Annotated in this window: 13 protein-coding genes; 7 read left to right on the top strand and 6 right to left on the bottom strand. The window is 59.1% G+C overall.

Features of this window, described 5'->3' with window-relative positions; genetic code table 11:
• Nucleotides 1-204 precede the first annotated feature (204 nt).
• Nucleotides 205-1,173: a DUF3530 family protein gene (locus IEX85_RS18510; protein ID WP_188862106.1), complete on the bottom strand. Its 969-nt coding sequence runs from the start codon at nucleotides 1,171-1,173 to the stop codon at nucleotides 205-207.
• Between the two features lie 104 nt (nucleotides 1,174-1,277).
• Here IEX85_RS18510 and rpe point away from each other — a divergent pair, with 104 nt between their 5' ends.
• The 3 genes from rpe to trpE all read left to right on the top strand — a co-directional run bounded on the left by rpe (nucleotide 1,278) and on the right by trpE (nucleotide 4,299).
• Nucleotides 1,278-1,946, top strand: coding sequence for a ribulose-phosphate 3-epimerase (gene rpe, locus IEX85_RS18505; RefSeq protein ID WP_188862105.1), 669 nt, complete (start codon nucleotides 1,278-1,280; stop codon nucleotides 1,944-1,946).
• Nucleotides 1,946-2,632: a phosphoglycolate phosphatase gene (locus IEX85_RS18500; protein WP_188862104.1), complete on the top strand. Its 687-nt coding sequence runs from the start codon at nucleotides 1,946-1,948 to the stop codon at nucleotides 2,630-2,632. The genes rpe and IEX85_RS18500 overlap by 1 nt, the downstream gene beginning before the upstream one ends.
• Before the next feature lie 185 nt (nucleotides 2,633-2,817).
• Complete coding sequence (gene trpE, locus IEX85_RS18495) at nucleotides 2,818-4,299, top strand: anthranilate synthase component I (protein ID WP_188862103.1); 1,482 nt, start codon at nucleotides 2,818-2,820, stop codon at nucleotides 4,297-4,299.
• A gap of 362 nt (nucleotides 4,300-4,661) precedes the next feature.
• On the opposite strand, the gene IEX85_RS18490 is transcribed toward trpE, so the two are convergent.
• From IEX85_RS18490 to IEX85_RS18470, 5 genes are all read right to left on the bottom strand, one after another.
• Nucleotides 4,662-5,879 (bottom strand): carbohydrate porin, encoded by a 1,218-nt coding sequence (locus IEX85_RS18490; protein ID WP_188862102.1) that lies wholly within the window; start codon nucleotides 5,877-5,879, stop codon nucleotides 4,662-4,664.
• 486 nt (nucleotides 5,880-6,365) lie between these two features.
• Nucleotides 6,366-7,358: an inositol 2-dehydrogenase gene (gene iolG / locus IEX85_RS18485; protein WP_188862101.1), complete on the bottom strand. Its 993-nt coding sequence runs from the start codon at nucleotides 7,356-7,358 to the stop codon at nucleotides 6,366-6,368.
• A gap of 43 nt (nucleotides 7,359-7,401) precedes the next feature.
• On the bottom strand, nucleotides 7,402-9,003 hold the full coding sequence (locus IEX85_RS18480) for a GMC family oxidoreductase (protein ID WP_188862100.1): 1,602 nt from the start codon (nucleotides 9,001-9,003) through the stop codon (nucleotides 7,402-7,404).
• Nucleotides 9,004-9,255: 252 nt separating this feature from the next.
• Nucleotides 9,256-10,212, bottom strand: coding sequence for a sugar ABC transporter substrate-binding protein (locus IEX85_RS18475; protein WP_229722008.1), 957 nt, complete (start codon nucleotides 10,210-10,212; stop codon nucleotides 9,256-9,258).
• The gene (locus tag IEX85_RS18470; protein ID WP_188862154.1) at nucleotides 10,172-10,369 is read right to left on the bottom strand and encodes a hypothetical protein; all 198 of its coding nucleotides are present in this window, start codon (nucleotides 10,367-10,369) and stop codon (nucleotides 10,172-10,174) included. Before IEX85_RS18470 ends, IEX85_RS18475 begins: the two co-directional genes overlap by 41 nt.
• A 330-nt stretch (nucleotides 10,370-10,699) precedes the next feature.
• Here IEX85_RS18470 and IEX85_RS18465 point away from each other — a divergent pair, with 330 nt between their 5' ends.
• The 4 genes from IEX85_RS18465 to IEX85_RS18450 are packed head-to-tail and all read left to right on the top strand — an operon-like array spanning nucleotide 10,700 to nucleotide 15,305.
• Nucleotides 10,700-11,611, top strand: a complete 912-nt coding sequence (locus IEX85_RS18465; protein WP_229722007.1) for an ABC transporter permease — start codon at nucleotides 10,700-10,702, stop codon at nucleotides 11,609-11,611.
• Complete coding sequence (locus IEX85_RS18460) at nucleotides 11,608-12,603, top strand: ABC transporter permease (RefSeq protein ID WP_188862097.1); 996 nt, start codon at nucleotides 11,608-11,610, stop codon at nucleotides 12,601-12,603. Before IEX85_RS18465 ends, IEX85_RS18460 begins: the two co-directional genes overlap by 4 nt.
• Nucleotides 12,604-12,612: 9 nt before the next feature.
• On the top strand, nucleotides 12,613-14,172 hold the full coding sequence (locus IEX85_RS18455; RefSeq protein WP_188862096.1) for a sugar ABC transporter ATP-binding protein: 1,560 nt from the start codon (nucleotides 12,613-12,615) through the stop codon (nucleotides 14,170-14,172).
• Nucleotides 14,169-15,305 (top strand): Gfo/Idh/MocA family protein, encoded by a 1,137-nt coding sequence (locus tag IEX85_RS18450; RefSeq protein WP_229722006.1) that lies wholly within the window; start codon nucleotides 14,169-14,171, stop codon nucleotides 15,303-15,305. The genes IEX85_RS18455 and IEX85_RS18450 overlap by 4 nt, the downstream gene beginning before the upstream one ends.
• Nucleotides 15,306-15,530 lie beyond the last annotated feature (225 nt).

The following is a 15,530-nucleotide window of genomic DNA, read 5'->3' as shown; positions in this document are numbered from 1 at the left end:
CCTTAACCCTGGGTTCGCGGCGGGGCGCCGCTCCTACGGTCGTGCAGCGTACCGGGCGCTGCGGAGCTCATTGCCGGGCGCCGGAGTTTCGTAGGAGCCGCGCCCCGCGGCGAATAGGCCAATTCCGGCACCGCAGGCAATCGCTCTCGGAGCGAGCTCCTACGGGGCCGGAGCCTGGCACGGCTACGACCGTTGTTCCTGCGCTTATCCCCCCGGCCGCTGGTCGGCGGTCGGTTTGGGGGCGGTTTCCTCCGGCGCTTCGGTCGGCATCAGGTAGCGCTCGATGCGTCCCCGTACCTCTCTTACCAGCCAGTCGCTGTCGGGCATATGCGCCGGCAGGCGGCTCTGGTGATAGTTTTCGAGCGCGTCCCTGGATGCCGTGCGGGCGCGCAGCCTGGCCTGTTCCCCGATCGGGGCGCCGGTTGCGGGGGGGCGGTAAAGGTCCAGCACCGGCAGCGTCAGTTGCGGCAGCAGGGTGGTCAGGTCGGGAGCGCCCGGCGAGTCATCCGGGCGGGCGTCGAGCAGGACCAGGCCAAGCTCTCGCTGCTGCTGAAACTCCCCGGCGCAGCGCGCCGCCCAGCCGGCACCGCTACCGCTGCCCAGAAGGATCAGGTAACTGCGCCCGCGGGATTCCAGGTGGCGCATCGCCGCCTCGCAGATTTTCATCACCCGTTCGCCGTAGCTTTCCAGCGGCGTCTCCATGGTGTCGGCGGCGCCCGCTGTCAGCGAGCTGCCGGTGGCCGCCGAAGCGGAGGTTGCGGGCGCAGTGCGTTCCGGTACTGACGGGCGTGGTGGCCGTGGCAGCGATACCGCCAGGGTGTCCCAGCCCTGATCGGCAAGGCCGGTGCGCAGCGGATGCAGGTCGGTCGGCCAGTCGGGGTGATGATTGGCGTCCGGCAGCAGAATCAGGGCGCCGTGGGGCTCCGGCTGTGCGGCCGGATAGTACAGCGTCAGGGTTCGGTCGCTGTTGGTTTCCAGCCAAACCGCCTCGGTGCCCGGCGCGAGCTGCCGCGCCAGAGCCTCCATGCGCTCCAGCTGGGGTTCGGGCTCCACCCGGCTGCGCGGCGCCGCTTCGCCGCCCATGGCGGGCAGGGCGTCGGAGGCTGCGCCCTGGGCGAGCGCGGACGCGAGGGTCAGACTCGAGACGAGAAGCGGCTGGGCGAGAGAGCGCATTATCCGATGCATGTCCGGATTATTCAGAACTCGCCGGTCGCAGGCAAGGGGCGGCTCGGCTACAATATTGCGCTGTCGATACTAGAGCTTAAAAGAGTCCCCCAATGGCCGACTACAAGATTGCCCCGTCCATCCTGTCCGCCGACTTTGCCCGTCTGGGCGAGGAAGTCGAGAACGTGCTGGCGGCCGGCGCCGATATCGTGCACTTCGACGTGATGGACAACCACTACGTGCCCAACCTCACCATCGGACCGATGGTCTGCAAGGCGCTGCGCAAGCACGGCATCGAGGCGCCGATCGACGTGCACCTGATGGTCAAGCCGGTGGACCGGATGATTGGCGACTTCATCGACGCCGGCGCCACCTTCATCACTTTCCACCCGGAAGCCTCCGAGCATATCGACCGCTCGCTGCAGATGATCCGCGACGGCGGTTGCAAGGCCGGCCTGGTCTTCAATCCGGCGACGCCGTTGCATTACCTCGACCACGTCATGGACCGGCTCGACATGATCCTGCTGATGAGCGTGAACCCGGGCTTCGGCGGCCAGAAGTTCATTCCGTCGACGCTGGACAAGCTGCGTCAGGTGCGCGAGCGCATTGACGCCAGCGGCCTGGATATCCGACTCGAGGTCGACGGCGGGGTGGGCGTCGGCAATATCGCCGAGATCGCCAGAGCCGGCGCCGACACCTTCGTCGCAGGTTCCGCGATCTTCAATACCGATGACTACAGGGCCACCATCGACGCCATGCGTTCCGAACTGGCGAAAGCCTGATGCGCCGTCTGTTCGAAGGCCGCGACCCGCAGCTGGTGCTGTTCGATCTCGACGGCACCCTGGTCGACAGTGTTCCCGATCTGGCGCAGGCGGTGGATCGCATGCTGGCGGCGCTGGGCCGCCCGCAAGCCGGAGTCGACCGGGTGCGGAACTGGGTCGGCAACGGCGCTGCGGTGCTGGTGCAGCGCGCGCTGACCGGCGCTCTTGAGACGGGCAATGGGCGGCCGCCGGCTTCGGATGAAGTGTTCGACAAGGCCTATGGCCTGTTTCTCGAATTCTACGCCGAGGCCACCGCCGACCAGAGCCGTCTGTATCCCGGGGTGCGGGAATGCCTCGACGGACTTGCCGCCCGCGGCATTGTGCTGGGTGTGGCGACCAACAAGCCGATGCGCTTCACCACGCCGATGCTCGAGGGTTTCGGCCTGTCGCACCACTTCAGCGTGGTCCTTGGCGGCGACAGCCTGCCGACACGCAAACCCGATCCGGCCATGCTGCTGAGCGCCATCGAGCAGTGCGGCGCCAGCCCCTGCACCACCTTGATGGTCGGGGACTCGAGCAACGATGTGAAAGCCGCGCGTGCCGCGGGCTGCCCGGTGGCCGCGGTACCCTATGGCTACAATCATGGTGTCGCCATCGAGGACAGCTGCCCGGACCTGCTGGTGCAGCGTCTCGATCAGTTGCTCTAGCCGGTGGCCTGCTATATCGTGTAGTCCCAACCCAATGATTTGACTGGCCCTTTTAGCCGTGAAGCGACTCTCTATCAAAATCGGTATCCATCTGCGCTGCGTCCTGGTCGGCGAGCGATGGCGATGGCGTCCCTGATTCACGCGAATTGCAGGACTTTTATTCCGATTCTTGACGAGGCCGCGACATGACGCCCGAACAGTTTTCCGAACTGGCCGCCCAGCAGTACAACCGAATCCCGGTGATGCGCGAGGTGCTGGCCGATCTCGACACCCCGCTTTCCACCTACATGAAACTGGCCGATGCGCCCTACAGCTATCTCTTCGAATCCGTCGAGGGGGGCGAAAAGTGGGGGCGCTACTCCATCATCGGCCTACCGTGCCGCACCCTGATGAAGGTGCGCGAGCACCGCATCGAGATCCTGACCGACGGCGAAGTCGTCGAACAGCACGAGGTCGAGGATCCGCTGGACTTCGTCGAACAGTTCCAGGCCCGCTACAGGGTGCCGGACCTGCCGCACCTGCCGCGCTTCAACGGCGGTCTGGTGGGTTATTTCGGCTACGATGTCGTGCGCTACGTGGAGAAGCGACTGGCGCAGTCGACCCCGCCCGACGTGATCGGCACACCCGATATCCTGCTGATGGTCTCGGACGAGCTGGTGGTGTTCGACAACCTCAGCGGCAAGCTGATCCTGATCTGTCTTGCGGATCCGGCCGAGGACGATGCACTGGCCAAGGCGCATCAGCGCCTCGACGCCCTGGTGGCGAGACTGCGGTTTGCGACCCCGGCGGAGCCCGGCGGCGTACCGGCGCGCCATGTCGACGAGAGCGAGTTCAAATCCAGCTTCGGCGAAGACGCCTTCAAGCAGGCCGTGGCGAAGATCAAGGAATACATTCTCAGCGGCGACATGATGCAGACGGTGATCTCGCAGCGCATGTCGATTCCGTTCGAGAGCCGGCCGCTGGACCTGTACCGCGCGCTGCGCTGCCTGAACCCGTCGCCGTATATGTATCTGCTGAACCTGGACGACTTCCACGTGGTCGGTTCGTCGCCGGAAATCCTGGCGCGGGTCGAGGACGGCGTCGCCACGGTAAGGCCGATTGCCGGCACCCGGCCGCGCGGTCGTACCGAGGAAGAAGACCTGGCGCTGGAGCAGGATCTGCTGGCCGATCCCAAGGAGCTGGCCGAGCACCTGATGCTGATCGATCTGGGTCGCAATGATATCGGCCGCGTTGCCCGTGTCGGCGAAGTACGCCTGACCGAAAAGATGGTGATCGAGCGTTACTCCCACGTCATGCACATCGTCTCCAACGTCAATGGCCGGCTGCGCGAGGGCGTCAGCGCGATGGACGTGCTGCGTGCGACCCATCCTGCGGGTACGCTCAGCGGCGCACCCAAGGTGCGGGCGATGGAGATCATCGACGAGCTCGAGCCGGTCAAACGCGGTGTCTACGGCGGTGCGGTCGGCTATCTGTCCTGGAACGGCAACATGGATACCGCCATTGCCATCCGCACCGCGGTGATCAAGGACAACACCCTTCATATCCAGGCCGGCGCCGGTATCGTTGCCGATTCGGTGCCGCAGAACGAGTGGGACGAGACCATGAACAAGGGGCGGGCGATGTTCCGCGCCGTGGCGATGGTCGAGAAGGGCCTCGATAATCTGTAGCGGTAAGTGGATTGTAGGAGCCCGGTCTCCGGGCGAACTCATCTGGCACCGCGGCCACTTCCGAGCAAGCCCGTAGGATGGGGCTAGCCGCCAGTAGCACAAGGCTGGTGTCTGGAGCGGGCTTCAACGGCGGCGTAACCCATCGTGGGCGTCGGATCGGCACTGCGCAGGTAACCGACGCCTTGATGGGTTGCGCCGCGTCATCCTCGCTGAGAGCGTTAAGCGGGGTGCCAATGCGGCTCCACCCATCCTACTTTTGGCCCGTGGTTTCACGCTAAGCTGCGATGAACAAAAAAAACCTGGCAACGGCGATGCTTCGCCTTTGCCAGGAAAGAAGGGGGGGTATGGCTATGTCGGGGTCGTTACCACCACCATTCGGTCTGTACGCCGGTGGTCCAGCCATCGGTACGGTCTGCGTAAACGTCGCCGCCTACCTGTCCCTCGAACTCGTCGCCCCACTGTGCGTAGGTGCCGAAAACACGCAGCACAGGGCGCGACCAGTAGCCCTTGCCTTTCCCGATCTGGAAGGCCACGGTGGATTTCATCAGTCCCGCATCGGTAGTACCGTTATCGACCCGGTCGTAACCCAGGTCGAATACCCAGCTCAGGTGCTCGGTCATGGCGATCTGAGGCCGTACGCCAATGCTGTACCAGTCGGTGGTGGTGGTACCGGCGGCGGTTTCCTCTTCCGTGGTGCGGTAGAGAGCGGTAAAGCCGACATCGACGTTCTCGGTGGCGGAAACCACCAGGTCCGTTGCCAGTTCGAAAGTGTTGATATCCAGGGTGGTACCGTTGTTCATCAACGGGTTGGGCGTGAAGCCGTGCTGCGGCACGGCGGTGCCATCCCGGTAAATGGCGTGGATGGTATTGCTGCCCCTGCCATCGAGCAGTGACTGGGTGTGCCAGGCGGCCAGGCCATAGCCGGACTCATCGTCGAGGCCGGCGGTCTCGTTTTCGGGCCTGGAGTTGTAGTAGGCCCAGAAGTTGAGGTTTCCGCCTTCGTTGAGCGCAATGTTCTTCAGTCTGAAGTCGAGACCGGTGGAGTCGATGGCGTCATTCGCCTGGTTGTCCTCGGCGCGGATAATGGCTGCGCTGAAGTCGGCACCGCCGAGCTTGATGCCTTCGATGCCCGCGCCGGCCTGGCTGTTCTGACCGGTGTTCAGCCAGAAATGGTCGGTCATGTGGATGCTCTGGCGATCGTAGTATCGACGGCCGGCCCAGGCTTTGACGCCTTCGCCAATAAAGTTGTCGAAGCTGACATAGGCTTGTGCGACGTGGTCGAGAGTAATATCCAATCCATTGTCACGCTTAGTATAGCCATCGAGCATCAGATAGGCCTGAACGGACGGGTCTTCCGCGGCTTTTTGGGCATCCAGATAATGGCGATAATTGAACGCCATTTCTATGTTGGTATCGGCTTCGTTGCCGAGCCGGTATTTCGTTGCCGCGCCCGGGGCCATAAACTCGGCCTGCCCCTCGCCGCCGTCGGAAACGCCGATTCCGGTTCTGATGTAACCCTCGAAGTTGAGGGTGCTCTTGTCCGTGACCTCCATAGCTGCGAGGGCGGGGTTCGTTACCACCAGGGCGGATACTGCGCTGAGGAGCAGAAGTTTGTATTTGTTATTAGAAGTCGTTACCACAGTTGTTTCCCATTTGATCTGTTTGTTATTAACTTGGGTGGCAATTAGGTTGCTTACCCAATTGCATGTCACTTAACGCCACGCAAACGGGCGCAGGTGCGCAGATATATTGGTTTTCGTGGCGTTCATACTGGCCTGCGGCCAGGGATGAAGCATCCCTGCTTCCCGTATTAACCCGCCGGGTTAATATTTATTGAGAAAGGGCATACGCCGACTGCGTATGACTATTCTCATATCAGGTTTTCGGCTATTGAGCCGTTTTGAAAATGTTTTTAATATTTCATGGTGCATGAATGCACCATCACTGGCCGAAGACCAGTGTGGATCCTTTAAAAAGGGTTTTAAAATTGTGCCGACATTTCTGAGGCGGGCAATGAAATAGGCATGAATATCTATTTCATTGCCGGGGTTAATAGTAGTGGGATTTTAAAACCTTATAGCTCGTCCTTCCTTTAACGACTGTTCGCATGCCAGCGCAATTTCAAGGGCCCGTTTGCCATCGTTCTGGTCGACGGAAGTTGGGGTATCCGACGCAAGGCATGAGATAAATTCGGCTATTTCCTGCTCGAAAGACGCGGCGTAGCGTTCGAGAAAGAAGTGCTTTAACAGTGGTTTGGCGTCGGTGGCTTCCGACGACGAGTGGCTCAGCAGGATGTCGCGCTGGTTCAGGGTTTGCAACATACCGCCGGAGCCGAAAACCTCGATACGCTGGTCGAACCCATAGACGGCCTTGCGGCTGTTGTTGATATGACAGAGCACGCCGCTTGGCATCTTGAGGGTCGTCATCGCCGTATCGATATCACCGGCTTTGCCGATGTCCTCATCGACCAGGCAGCTGCCACTGGCAAATACTTCGACAGGCGTCTCGCCGGTGATCCAGCAGGCCAGGTCGATATCATGGATGGTGCTGTCGCAGAAGTAGCCGCCCGAGCGCTCGATGTATCCGATCGGTGGCGGTGCGGGGTCGCGGCTGGTCAGCAGCACCATGTTCAGATCGCCGACCTTGCCGTCGGCGACCTGGGCACGCAGCGCCGCGACGGTGGGGTCGAATCGCCGGTTGAATCCCACCATGAAGGGCACCCGGTGCTGCTCGACCAGCGCGATACATTCGTCCACCCGCTCGAGGCTGAGATCGATCGGCTTTTCGCAGAGAATGGCCTTGCCAGCCTCGGCGACCTGGCGAATGATCTCCAGGTGAGTATTGGTGGGCGAACAGACAATAGCGGCATCGACGTCCGAGTGTTTCAGGCAATCGTCAAAAGAGGCAAAAGCCCGACCACCGTACCTGTCCGTCAGTTTCCTGGCGGAAGGCAGGTTCGGATTGATTACGCCAACCAGTTCGGCATCCGGATTTCTGGCAATAATCTCGCAATAAAGGTCGCCCATCCGGCCAGAACCAAATAAACAAAAACGTATCATGGGTATCTCCTGCGTCGGCTATAACGGCATGGCTCTCAAGGCCTTATGACTGCCAGTCTTCGATAATCATCTGAGCGCCTTTCTCGCCGATCATTATCGATGCGGCATTGGTGTTCGCCGAGACAATGGTTGGCATGATGGAGGCGTCAATGACGCGCAGGCCTTTCAGACCCCTGACGCGAAGCCTTGGATCTACAACGGCCATGTCGTCGACGCCCATCTTGCAGGTGCCGACACAGTGCAGTAACGACAGGCCGTTCTGGCGGCAGTGCTCCAGCATTTCCTCGTCGCTTTCACAGTCGAGTCCGGGCAGGATCTCTTCGGCGACGAAGTCGCTCATCGGTGCGGTCTGCGCAATCTTCCGGGAGTGCCTGAGTCCTGCGATAATCGCTTTCTTGTCCGCTTCCGACTCCAGGAAGTTGAAGGATATCGCCGGCGGCGCTTCGGGATCGCTGGAGCGTACATGTACGCTTCCTCGGGAGTCGGGGCGAATATGCTCGGCAAGGATGGTGAACCCGGAGAACGGCCTGGGCTGCAGATCTTCGCCGGTACACCAGGACATGAAGGTAATCATCATGTCCGGTCGTCCGATCTCTTCGGACGTGGTGATGAAGGTGTTGGAATAGTTGCCGTTGCTGGCCATGGGGCCACTCTTGAACAACAGGTAGCGCATCATTGCAGCGCCGCCCTTGAAGATATTGTTGTAGAGGTCGTTGACGGTCACCGGCTTGGTAGACTTGAACTCCAGGCCCACGCCGAAATGGTCCTGCAGGTTCTTGCCCACGCCGGGCAGCTGATGGACAACGGGGATGCCTCTGTCCTTCAGAATGTCCGGATCTCCGATGCCGGAAAGCTCCAGCACTTTTGGCGAGTTGAAGGTGCCGGCGCTGACGATAATCTCTTTCTTGGCCGAAACCAGGTGGCTGCCGGTCTTGTCTTTGTATTTGACGCCGCAAACCTTGCCGTTGTCGACGACGATTTGCTCGACCATCACGCCGGTCTGAACGTTGATGTTGCTTCCCATGGAGCTGTTCAGGTAGGCATCGGCGGTGCTCCAGCGACGGCTGTTTTTCGTGGTGACCTGGACATAGCCGGTACCGAGCTGAGTTTCGCCGTTGAAATCATCGTTGTACGGAGACCCCAGCTTGTGGGAGGCTTCGTGGAAGGCGTCCCCGAGCTCATAGGTGGACGGCAGGTCCGATACCCAGAGCGGGCCGCCTGTTGCATGGTATTTGTTCTCTCCACGCTCCTGATGCTCGGACTTCTTGAAGTAGGGCAGTACGTCGTCGAAGCCCCATCCCTCGCAGCCCAGGTCGCGCCAGCCATCGAAATCTTCGGGTTGGCCTCTGACGTAGATCATACCGTTGATGGAGCCCGAGCCGCCCAGCACCTTTCCTCTGGGTTGAAAGAGCTTGCGGCCGTTGAGGTTCGGTTCCGGCTCGCTCTCGTAGCACCAGTTGACCGAGGGGTTGGAGTAGAGCCTGGCATAGCCCAGCGGGATGTGAATCCACGGGTTGGTGTTCTTGCCGCCAGCTTCGAGCAGCAGAACGGAATGGCCGGCTTCGCTCAGTCTTCCTGCGACTACACAACCTGAAGAACCCGCTCCAATGACAATAAAGTCGTAGTTATTCTCATTAGGTTTCATTGTTGAACCTCCAAAAAACATGTGGATCCTGCCGGTTATCGGTTGTCAAATTACTTTTTCTTAACTGGTAAAGGTTATTTCGGTGTGGAAAAAATTTACCAGCAAGCTTGGAGCAGGTTTTTAAAGCTGTAATTAACGCTTATTTGGTTGATTTAAAAACTGTCTCTCAAGAAAACGATTCGATGTTATGGAAAGGGCAGGGCCTGCATTTATATGCAAGATGCCCGTGGGGCATCTTGCATGCGGCATGTATTACCAGGTCGGGCGCTCGAACTGATCGACGTTGTCCGCGGTGATTTTCGGAGTTTCGATGGTGTCGATAGCAGGTACCTCGATACCGTTTGCGACCTTGACGGCGGTCTGGATCGCCAGAATGGCATCGTCGATCGGCGACTGCTTGTTGGAGCCGGTTTCCCAGCCATTCTTGATCGCGTCCCAGCCCTCGCCGAAGAGGTTGCAGGTGACGACCTTGACCTCGCCGGGCTTCTTGCCGGCGCCCTGAAGGGCGCTGATGACGCCGAGACCCATGCCATCGTCGAAGGCATAGACGCCGTCGATCTCGTCACCGAATTTGGTGAGGTAGGTTTCCATGACGGTCTGGGCTTTCTCGCGGTTCCATTCGGCGGTCTGGCTGGCCAGTATTTTGATATTGGGGTAAGCGTCTTCCATCGTGTCCATGAAGCAGTTCTTGCGCAGGATGGAAACGGTGTATCCCGGTGTACCCTCGACCACGACGATGTTGCCTTCGCCGTTGAGGGCGTCGCCGAGGATCTCGGCAGCCTGCTGCGCCTGGGCGCAGTCGTCAGGGCCGGTGTGGGACTGGATATAGCGTCGGCCGGCTTCGCCGATCGGCGAGTTGGAGGTGATCACGGGGATTCCGGCGCGGGATGCCTGGCGCACCGCCGGAATCAGGGCATTCTGGGATGTTGGCCAAAGCACGATGGCATCGAGGTTCTTGGAAACCATGTCCTGAAGCTGGTTGAACTGCGTGGCCGGGTCGCCCTGGGGGTCCATTACCGTTGCGTCCAGACCCAGTTCCTTGGTGTACTGTTCAGCGGCTTCTGCATATTTGGCCTGGTAGGCATTGGAGCCCGGATACAGCAGCGTAATGCCGATACGGGTCTCGGAGAGCGGCTTCTTGAGCTCCCCTCCAAGCCACTCAGGTGCCTCATCCGCCTGGACGGACAGCGGGAGTACAGTGCTGCACATGGCGCCAGCGAGAAAAAAGCCTGCCATTGTTTTTTTTATATTCATTTTCTTCAACTCCATTTTTTTTAATTGTTGGATGAGCCACTTGCGTTGTTGCAAGAAGTGAAACCATTATCACCACAGATCCCGCCCGATAAACAATATTGAAAATGTCCATATCGGACAATGCTTCAAAAATACTGCTATCTTCATATCTCCGTCTGATCCTGGAGGCGGGATTATGTTCCTCTATGCTCGCTTAATTCATTGTTATTAAAGGTTAATTATAGCAGGTCCAGGCAGATCGAGGCGCATGTCCCGACGGGGTGCTGCCTGTGGATATTTGGATTGTCCAAAATGGACACGATCCCTCTGTCACTCTGGTTCTGATCCTCCTAGTATTGAAGAAACGCTAGCTTGGTAGTGTTCCTGTACAACGATAATTAAGGACCCAATCGATATGGCTATAATAAAAAGAAAACGAGATTACCTGCGGAGGCATGGCTTGATGCTTGCTTTTGCGGTTTTTCTGCTCGTGACCTCTCTATATGCCCCGACGTTCCTGTCGCCCGGCAATATTCTCGACGTCATCCGCCAGGTGTCGATCACCGGCTTGATTGCCATTGGCGTGACCTTTGTCGTCATAACCGGACGGCTGGACCTGTCTGTCGGCTCGATGCTGACGCTGCTCACCGTCATCATGGTCGACCAGCACAACCAGGTCGGTCCGGCCATGGCAATGGCGATCACGCTGCTGGTGGGGGCGCTGATTGGCGCGGTGAACGGTTTTCTGGTCGGCTACATGAAGTTGAACGCGCTGATCGTGACCCTCGCGATGCTGTCCTTCCTGCAGGGGGTGACGCTGTTCTACTCCGGTGGCTCCAACGTCAATGTCGCCGACGCACAGACGACCTGGTTCCGCTTCTTCGGACGAGGAGAGTTGCTGGGCATCCCTGCGCCGGTATGGATCTTCGTCGGCACCGCCTTTATAGCGAGTTTCTTTCTGCTCAAGACCAACTTCGGCCGTGGCATCTACGCCGTCGGCGGTAACGAGACGACCAGCCGGTTTTCTGGGGTTCAGACTCAAAAGGTGGTTTTCTCGGCCTATGTGCTGTCCGGTCTCGCAACCGCGCTGGCGGCGATCATCATGGGCAGCCGGGTGATGGGCGCCCAGAACACCATTGGCCAGGGATACGAGCTGACAGTGCTGGCCGGCATCATTCTGGGCGGTACCTCGCTCATGGGCGGGTCCGGCACCATCTGGCGTACGGTCCTGGGTATTTCGATGCTTGGGTTCGTGCAGAATGGCCTGCTGCTTTTGGGCTATCCGTATTATGTGCAGTGGCTGGTGACCTGGATGGTGATCATCCTGGCGGTATGGGTCGATCTGGCAGCTAAGAGAGGCAAGGTGTTCGCATGAGTAAAACAATAAGTTCTGCAGGTTTTCAGGGTGTATCGGTTCAGCCAAAGCCCCTGCGTCGCACTTTCATGTTGCTGGCAGAGCAGCATATCTGGGTCTTTCTCGGCCTTAGCCTGTTGCTGTTTTCATTGGCTTCGCCCTATTTCCTGACCCTGAACAATATGAGCAACCTGCTTACGCAGGCGGCATTTATCGGACTGCTGGCGATCGGTATGACGCTGGTAATGATAAACGGCGAAATCGATCTGTCGGTGGGGGCCACGCTGGCGCTGGCCTGTGCCCTGGCGGTCGGTTTGCAGAGTAGCATCGGTGTCTGGCCTGCCATTTTCGTGGCGCTCTGCTCCGGAGCGGTGATGGGGCTTATCAACGGCACGCTGCTGGCCTTGTCGGGGATGCATTCCTTTATTATCACGCTGGGCGCCTTGATTGGTATTCGTGGGATTGTATTCATCTATACCGGTGAAAGTGCCCTGATGGTGGAGGACTTCAGCTATACCGAAATCGTTGAGGTTTACCTCGGTCCCGTTTCTCTTACGGCGCTTATATTCCTTGGCTTTGCCGCGTTCTTTCAGTGGATGCTGACCTGCACCAAGCACGGCCGGGAGGCATTTGCCGTGGGTGACAATGCCAAGTCGGCCCACGAAGCGGGTATCCGCGTGAAGCGCCACAAGGTGATCAACTTCGTGCTGTGCGGCACCCTGGCGGCCATCGCCGGCGTCCTGCTATCGATGCGCCTGGGAACGGCAGAGCCCAATGCCGGAAAAATATGGGAGCTTTGGGCGATTATCGCGGTAGTACTGGGCGGTACCCGTCTGCAGGGCGGCTGGGGCAGTGTCTGGAAGACAGTCGGCGGCGTACTGACGCTGGCGGTTCTGCGCAATGGCCTGAGCCTGCTCAATACACCCAACTACATCGAGCTGATGGTCATGGGGGCGGTGCTGGTATTGGCGCTTGTCATCGACAAGGTGCTCGGTTTTGGACATTCGAAGTGAGGCAGACCGATGACTGAAGTAGTGCTTACAGCTGAACGAATTACCAAGACATTTACCGGTGTCACCGCGCTCAACGATGTCAGCTTCGATATCCACGCCGGTGAGGTCCATGCCCTGATGGGCGAGAATGGCGCCGGCAAATCCACACTGATGAAGGTGCTCTCGGGGGTTTACCATCCGAATGCCGGCGCGATCCATCATCGCGGAGAACTGGTGAACTTCACTTCGCCGAGAGACGCGCGGGACAGGGGCATACTGCTGGTTCACCAGGAACTGTCGTTGTCGCCGGAGCTGTCGGTGGCGGAAAACGTTTATCTGGGCGCCTGGCCGACAAACCGTTTTGGGGTGCTGAAGAAAAAGGAACTGCACGAAAAGACCCAGGCCGCGCTGGATTCCCTCGGATGTAATTTTGGTCCGGATGTGCGGGTGGGAACCCTCTCGATCGCCAAGCAGCAGATGGTCGAGATTGCCCGGGTGCAGGCGTTCAACGCCAATGTGGTTATCTTCGACGAGCCGACGGCTTCGCTGACCGAAAGCGAGAAAGAGCAGCTGTTTATTGCCATACGCAGGCTGCGTGAACGGGGCGTCGGTATCGTCTATATCAGCCATAAAATGGACGAGATTTTCGAGATCACCGATCGTATTACGGTGTTGAGGGATGGTGAGCTGCAGGGCACCGTCAATACCCGTGACGTTGATATGGCTCAGATCACCAGAATGATGATCGGTCGCGACCTGGATCAGTTTTTCCACCGGGCCCAGGGGGCCGCCGGTCGCGACGTTCTGGAGGTTCGTCATCTTGAAAAAGAAGGGCTGTTCAGTGATATCAACTTCAAGGTTCGCGCCGGCGAAGTGCTGGGTCTCTATGGTCTGATAGGCGCAGGTCGATCGGAGGTGGCCGAGACGATATTCGGTGTTCGCCAACCGGATAGCGGCCAGGTCATATTTGACGGCGAGGAAGTGGACTTTGCGTCGCCAAAAGATGCGATCGAAAAGGGTATGGCACTGGTGCCGGAGAGCCGCAAGGAGCAGGGGCTGATTCTCGGAATGGGCGGTCGTGTCAATATAACCCTGCCCCATTTGAATCTTTTCTCCAAAATGGGTATCAGCGATACCAAGAAAGAACTGGAGGTCTTCAATTATTATCGCGAGCAACTGGAAATCAAGACGACCGGGCCGGAGCAGCCGCTGTCCGATCTTTCCGGTGGCAACCAGCAAAAATTCGTCCTGGCCAAATGGCTCTGCGCCGATCCGAAACTGATCATTCTCGATGAACCGACCCGCGGCATCGACGTGGGATCGAAGTCATCCATTCACAAGATCATTGCCGGTTTGGCCGAGAAGGGCCTGGCGGTCATCGTTATCTCGTCCGAGATGCCTGAAGTCATCGGTGTCAGCAATCGCATTCTCGCAATGGCCAATGGCCGGCTGGTCGGGGAGTTCTCCGGGGACGACATGACCGAGGAAAACCTGATCAATGCGGTTTCGGAGGTTCCGTTGGAGAGCGCATCGCAACCTTCCCCTGATGATAAAACCAAGATCCATGAACTGAAGAGGACTGCTCCGTGACAGGCGCCAAGAAGATACTGAATGTTGGGATGATCGGCTCGGGCTTTATGGGCCGGTGTCATGCGAACGCCTTCCGGTCTTACGGTGGCCTGTTCGGCTCACCGGTCACTATCAGGCTGCACACACTCGCCGATATCGACCAGGCTCAGGCCGACAAGAACGCCCGGGAGCTCGGGTTCGAGCACGCAACCGGTGACTGGAGAGCTGTTGTCGAGGATCCCGAAATCGATATTGTCTCGATTACGGCACCGAACGCGCTCCACGAGGAGATCGCTCTGGCCGCAATCGAAAAGGGCAAGGTCGTTTACTGCGAGAAGCCGCTATCGACCACCTCGTCGTCGGCCGAGAAGATGATGCTGGCGGCGGAGGAGGCGGGCGTCTCCACTCTGGTCGGTTTCAACTTCCTGCGCAATCCGCTGATCGCCGTCTGCCGCGAGATGATTGCGAGTGGCGAACTGGGGGAGATCGTCAGCTTTCGGGGCCGCCATGCGGAAAACTATATGTGCAATCCGGACCTGCCCCATTCCTTCCGTACCAGCACGGCCGGTGGCGGCGCGGTTGCCGATATCGGCAGTCACATCATATCGATGGCGCGCTACCTGCTGGGGGACATCACCGAGGTCTCTTCGGTAAACCGCACGGTTTGCCAGAGCAGGCCACTGCGCCCGGACAGCAGCGAGCGTGCCCCGGTGGAGGTGGACGATCTGGGCCATGCGCTGGTGAAGTTCTCCTCCGGTGTTGTCGGCAGCCTCGAAGCCAACTGGATGGCCACCGGCCGGACCATGGATCTGTCGTTCGAGATCACCGGTACCAAGGGGGCGCTGGCATTTTCCCAGGAGCGGATGAACGAACTGCATATCTGGGAAGCGGGCAAGTCCCCCGGTTTCGACGGCTTCAAGAAGATCGAGGCGGGCCCCGATCACTTCCCGTACGGTCACTTCTGCCCGGCAGCGGGACATCATCTGGGCTTCAATGACCTCAAGGTGATCGAGGTCGCGCAGCTGATCGACATGATGCTCGAGGGTGAAAAGAACTTTACCGACTTTCGCGAGGGGTATCGGGTTCAGTGCACGGTCGACGCCATCCACCGCTCGGCATCGAGTGGAAGCTGGGAAAAGGTATCGGGACTGTAGATCTGTAATTTATCAAAGGAGACTGCGAACAAGACCCGGAGAGAGCAGCATGGGGCTTGTTCGCAGACTCGCAAGTATCGGGGCTCCGCAAGGGGCCCCGTTTTTTTATATTATCAACCTTGCTTAGAACAGGTTCATTGATAGATCTTCAGCATTCGGGAATCACGGCTTGCGGTATCGACTGTAGGAGCCCGCTCCGCGGGCGAATGAAGCTCGGCAGATGTC

Source organism: Marinobacterium nitratireducens, assembly GCF_014645375.1.
GTDB lineage: Bacteria > Pseudomonadota > Gammaproteobacteria > Pseudomonadales > Balneatricaceae > Marinobacterium_A > Marinobacterium_A nitratireducens.
Note: the sequence above shows the minus strand (reverse complement) of the source record. Positions and strands in the feature narration are given on the sequence as shown.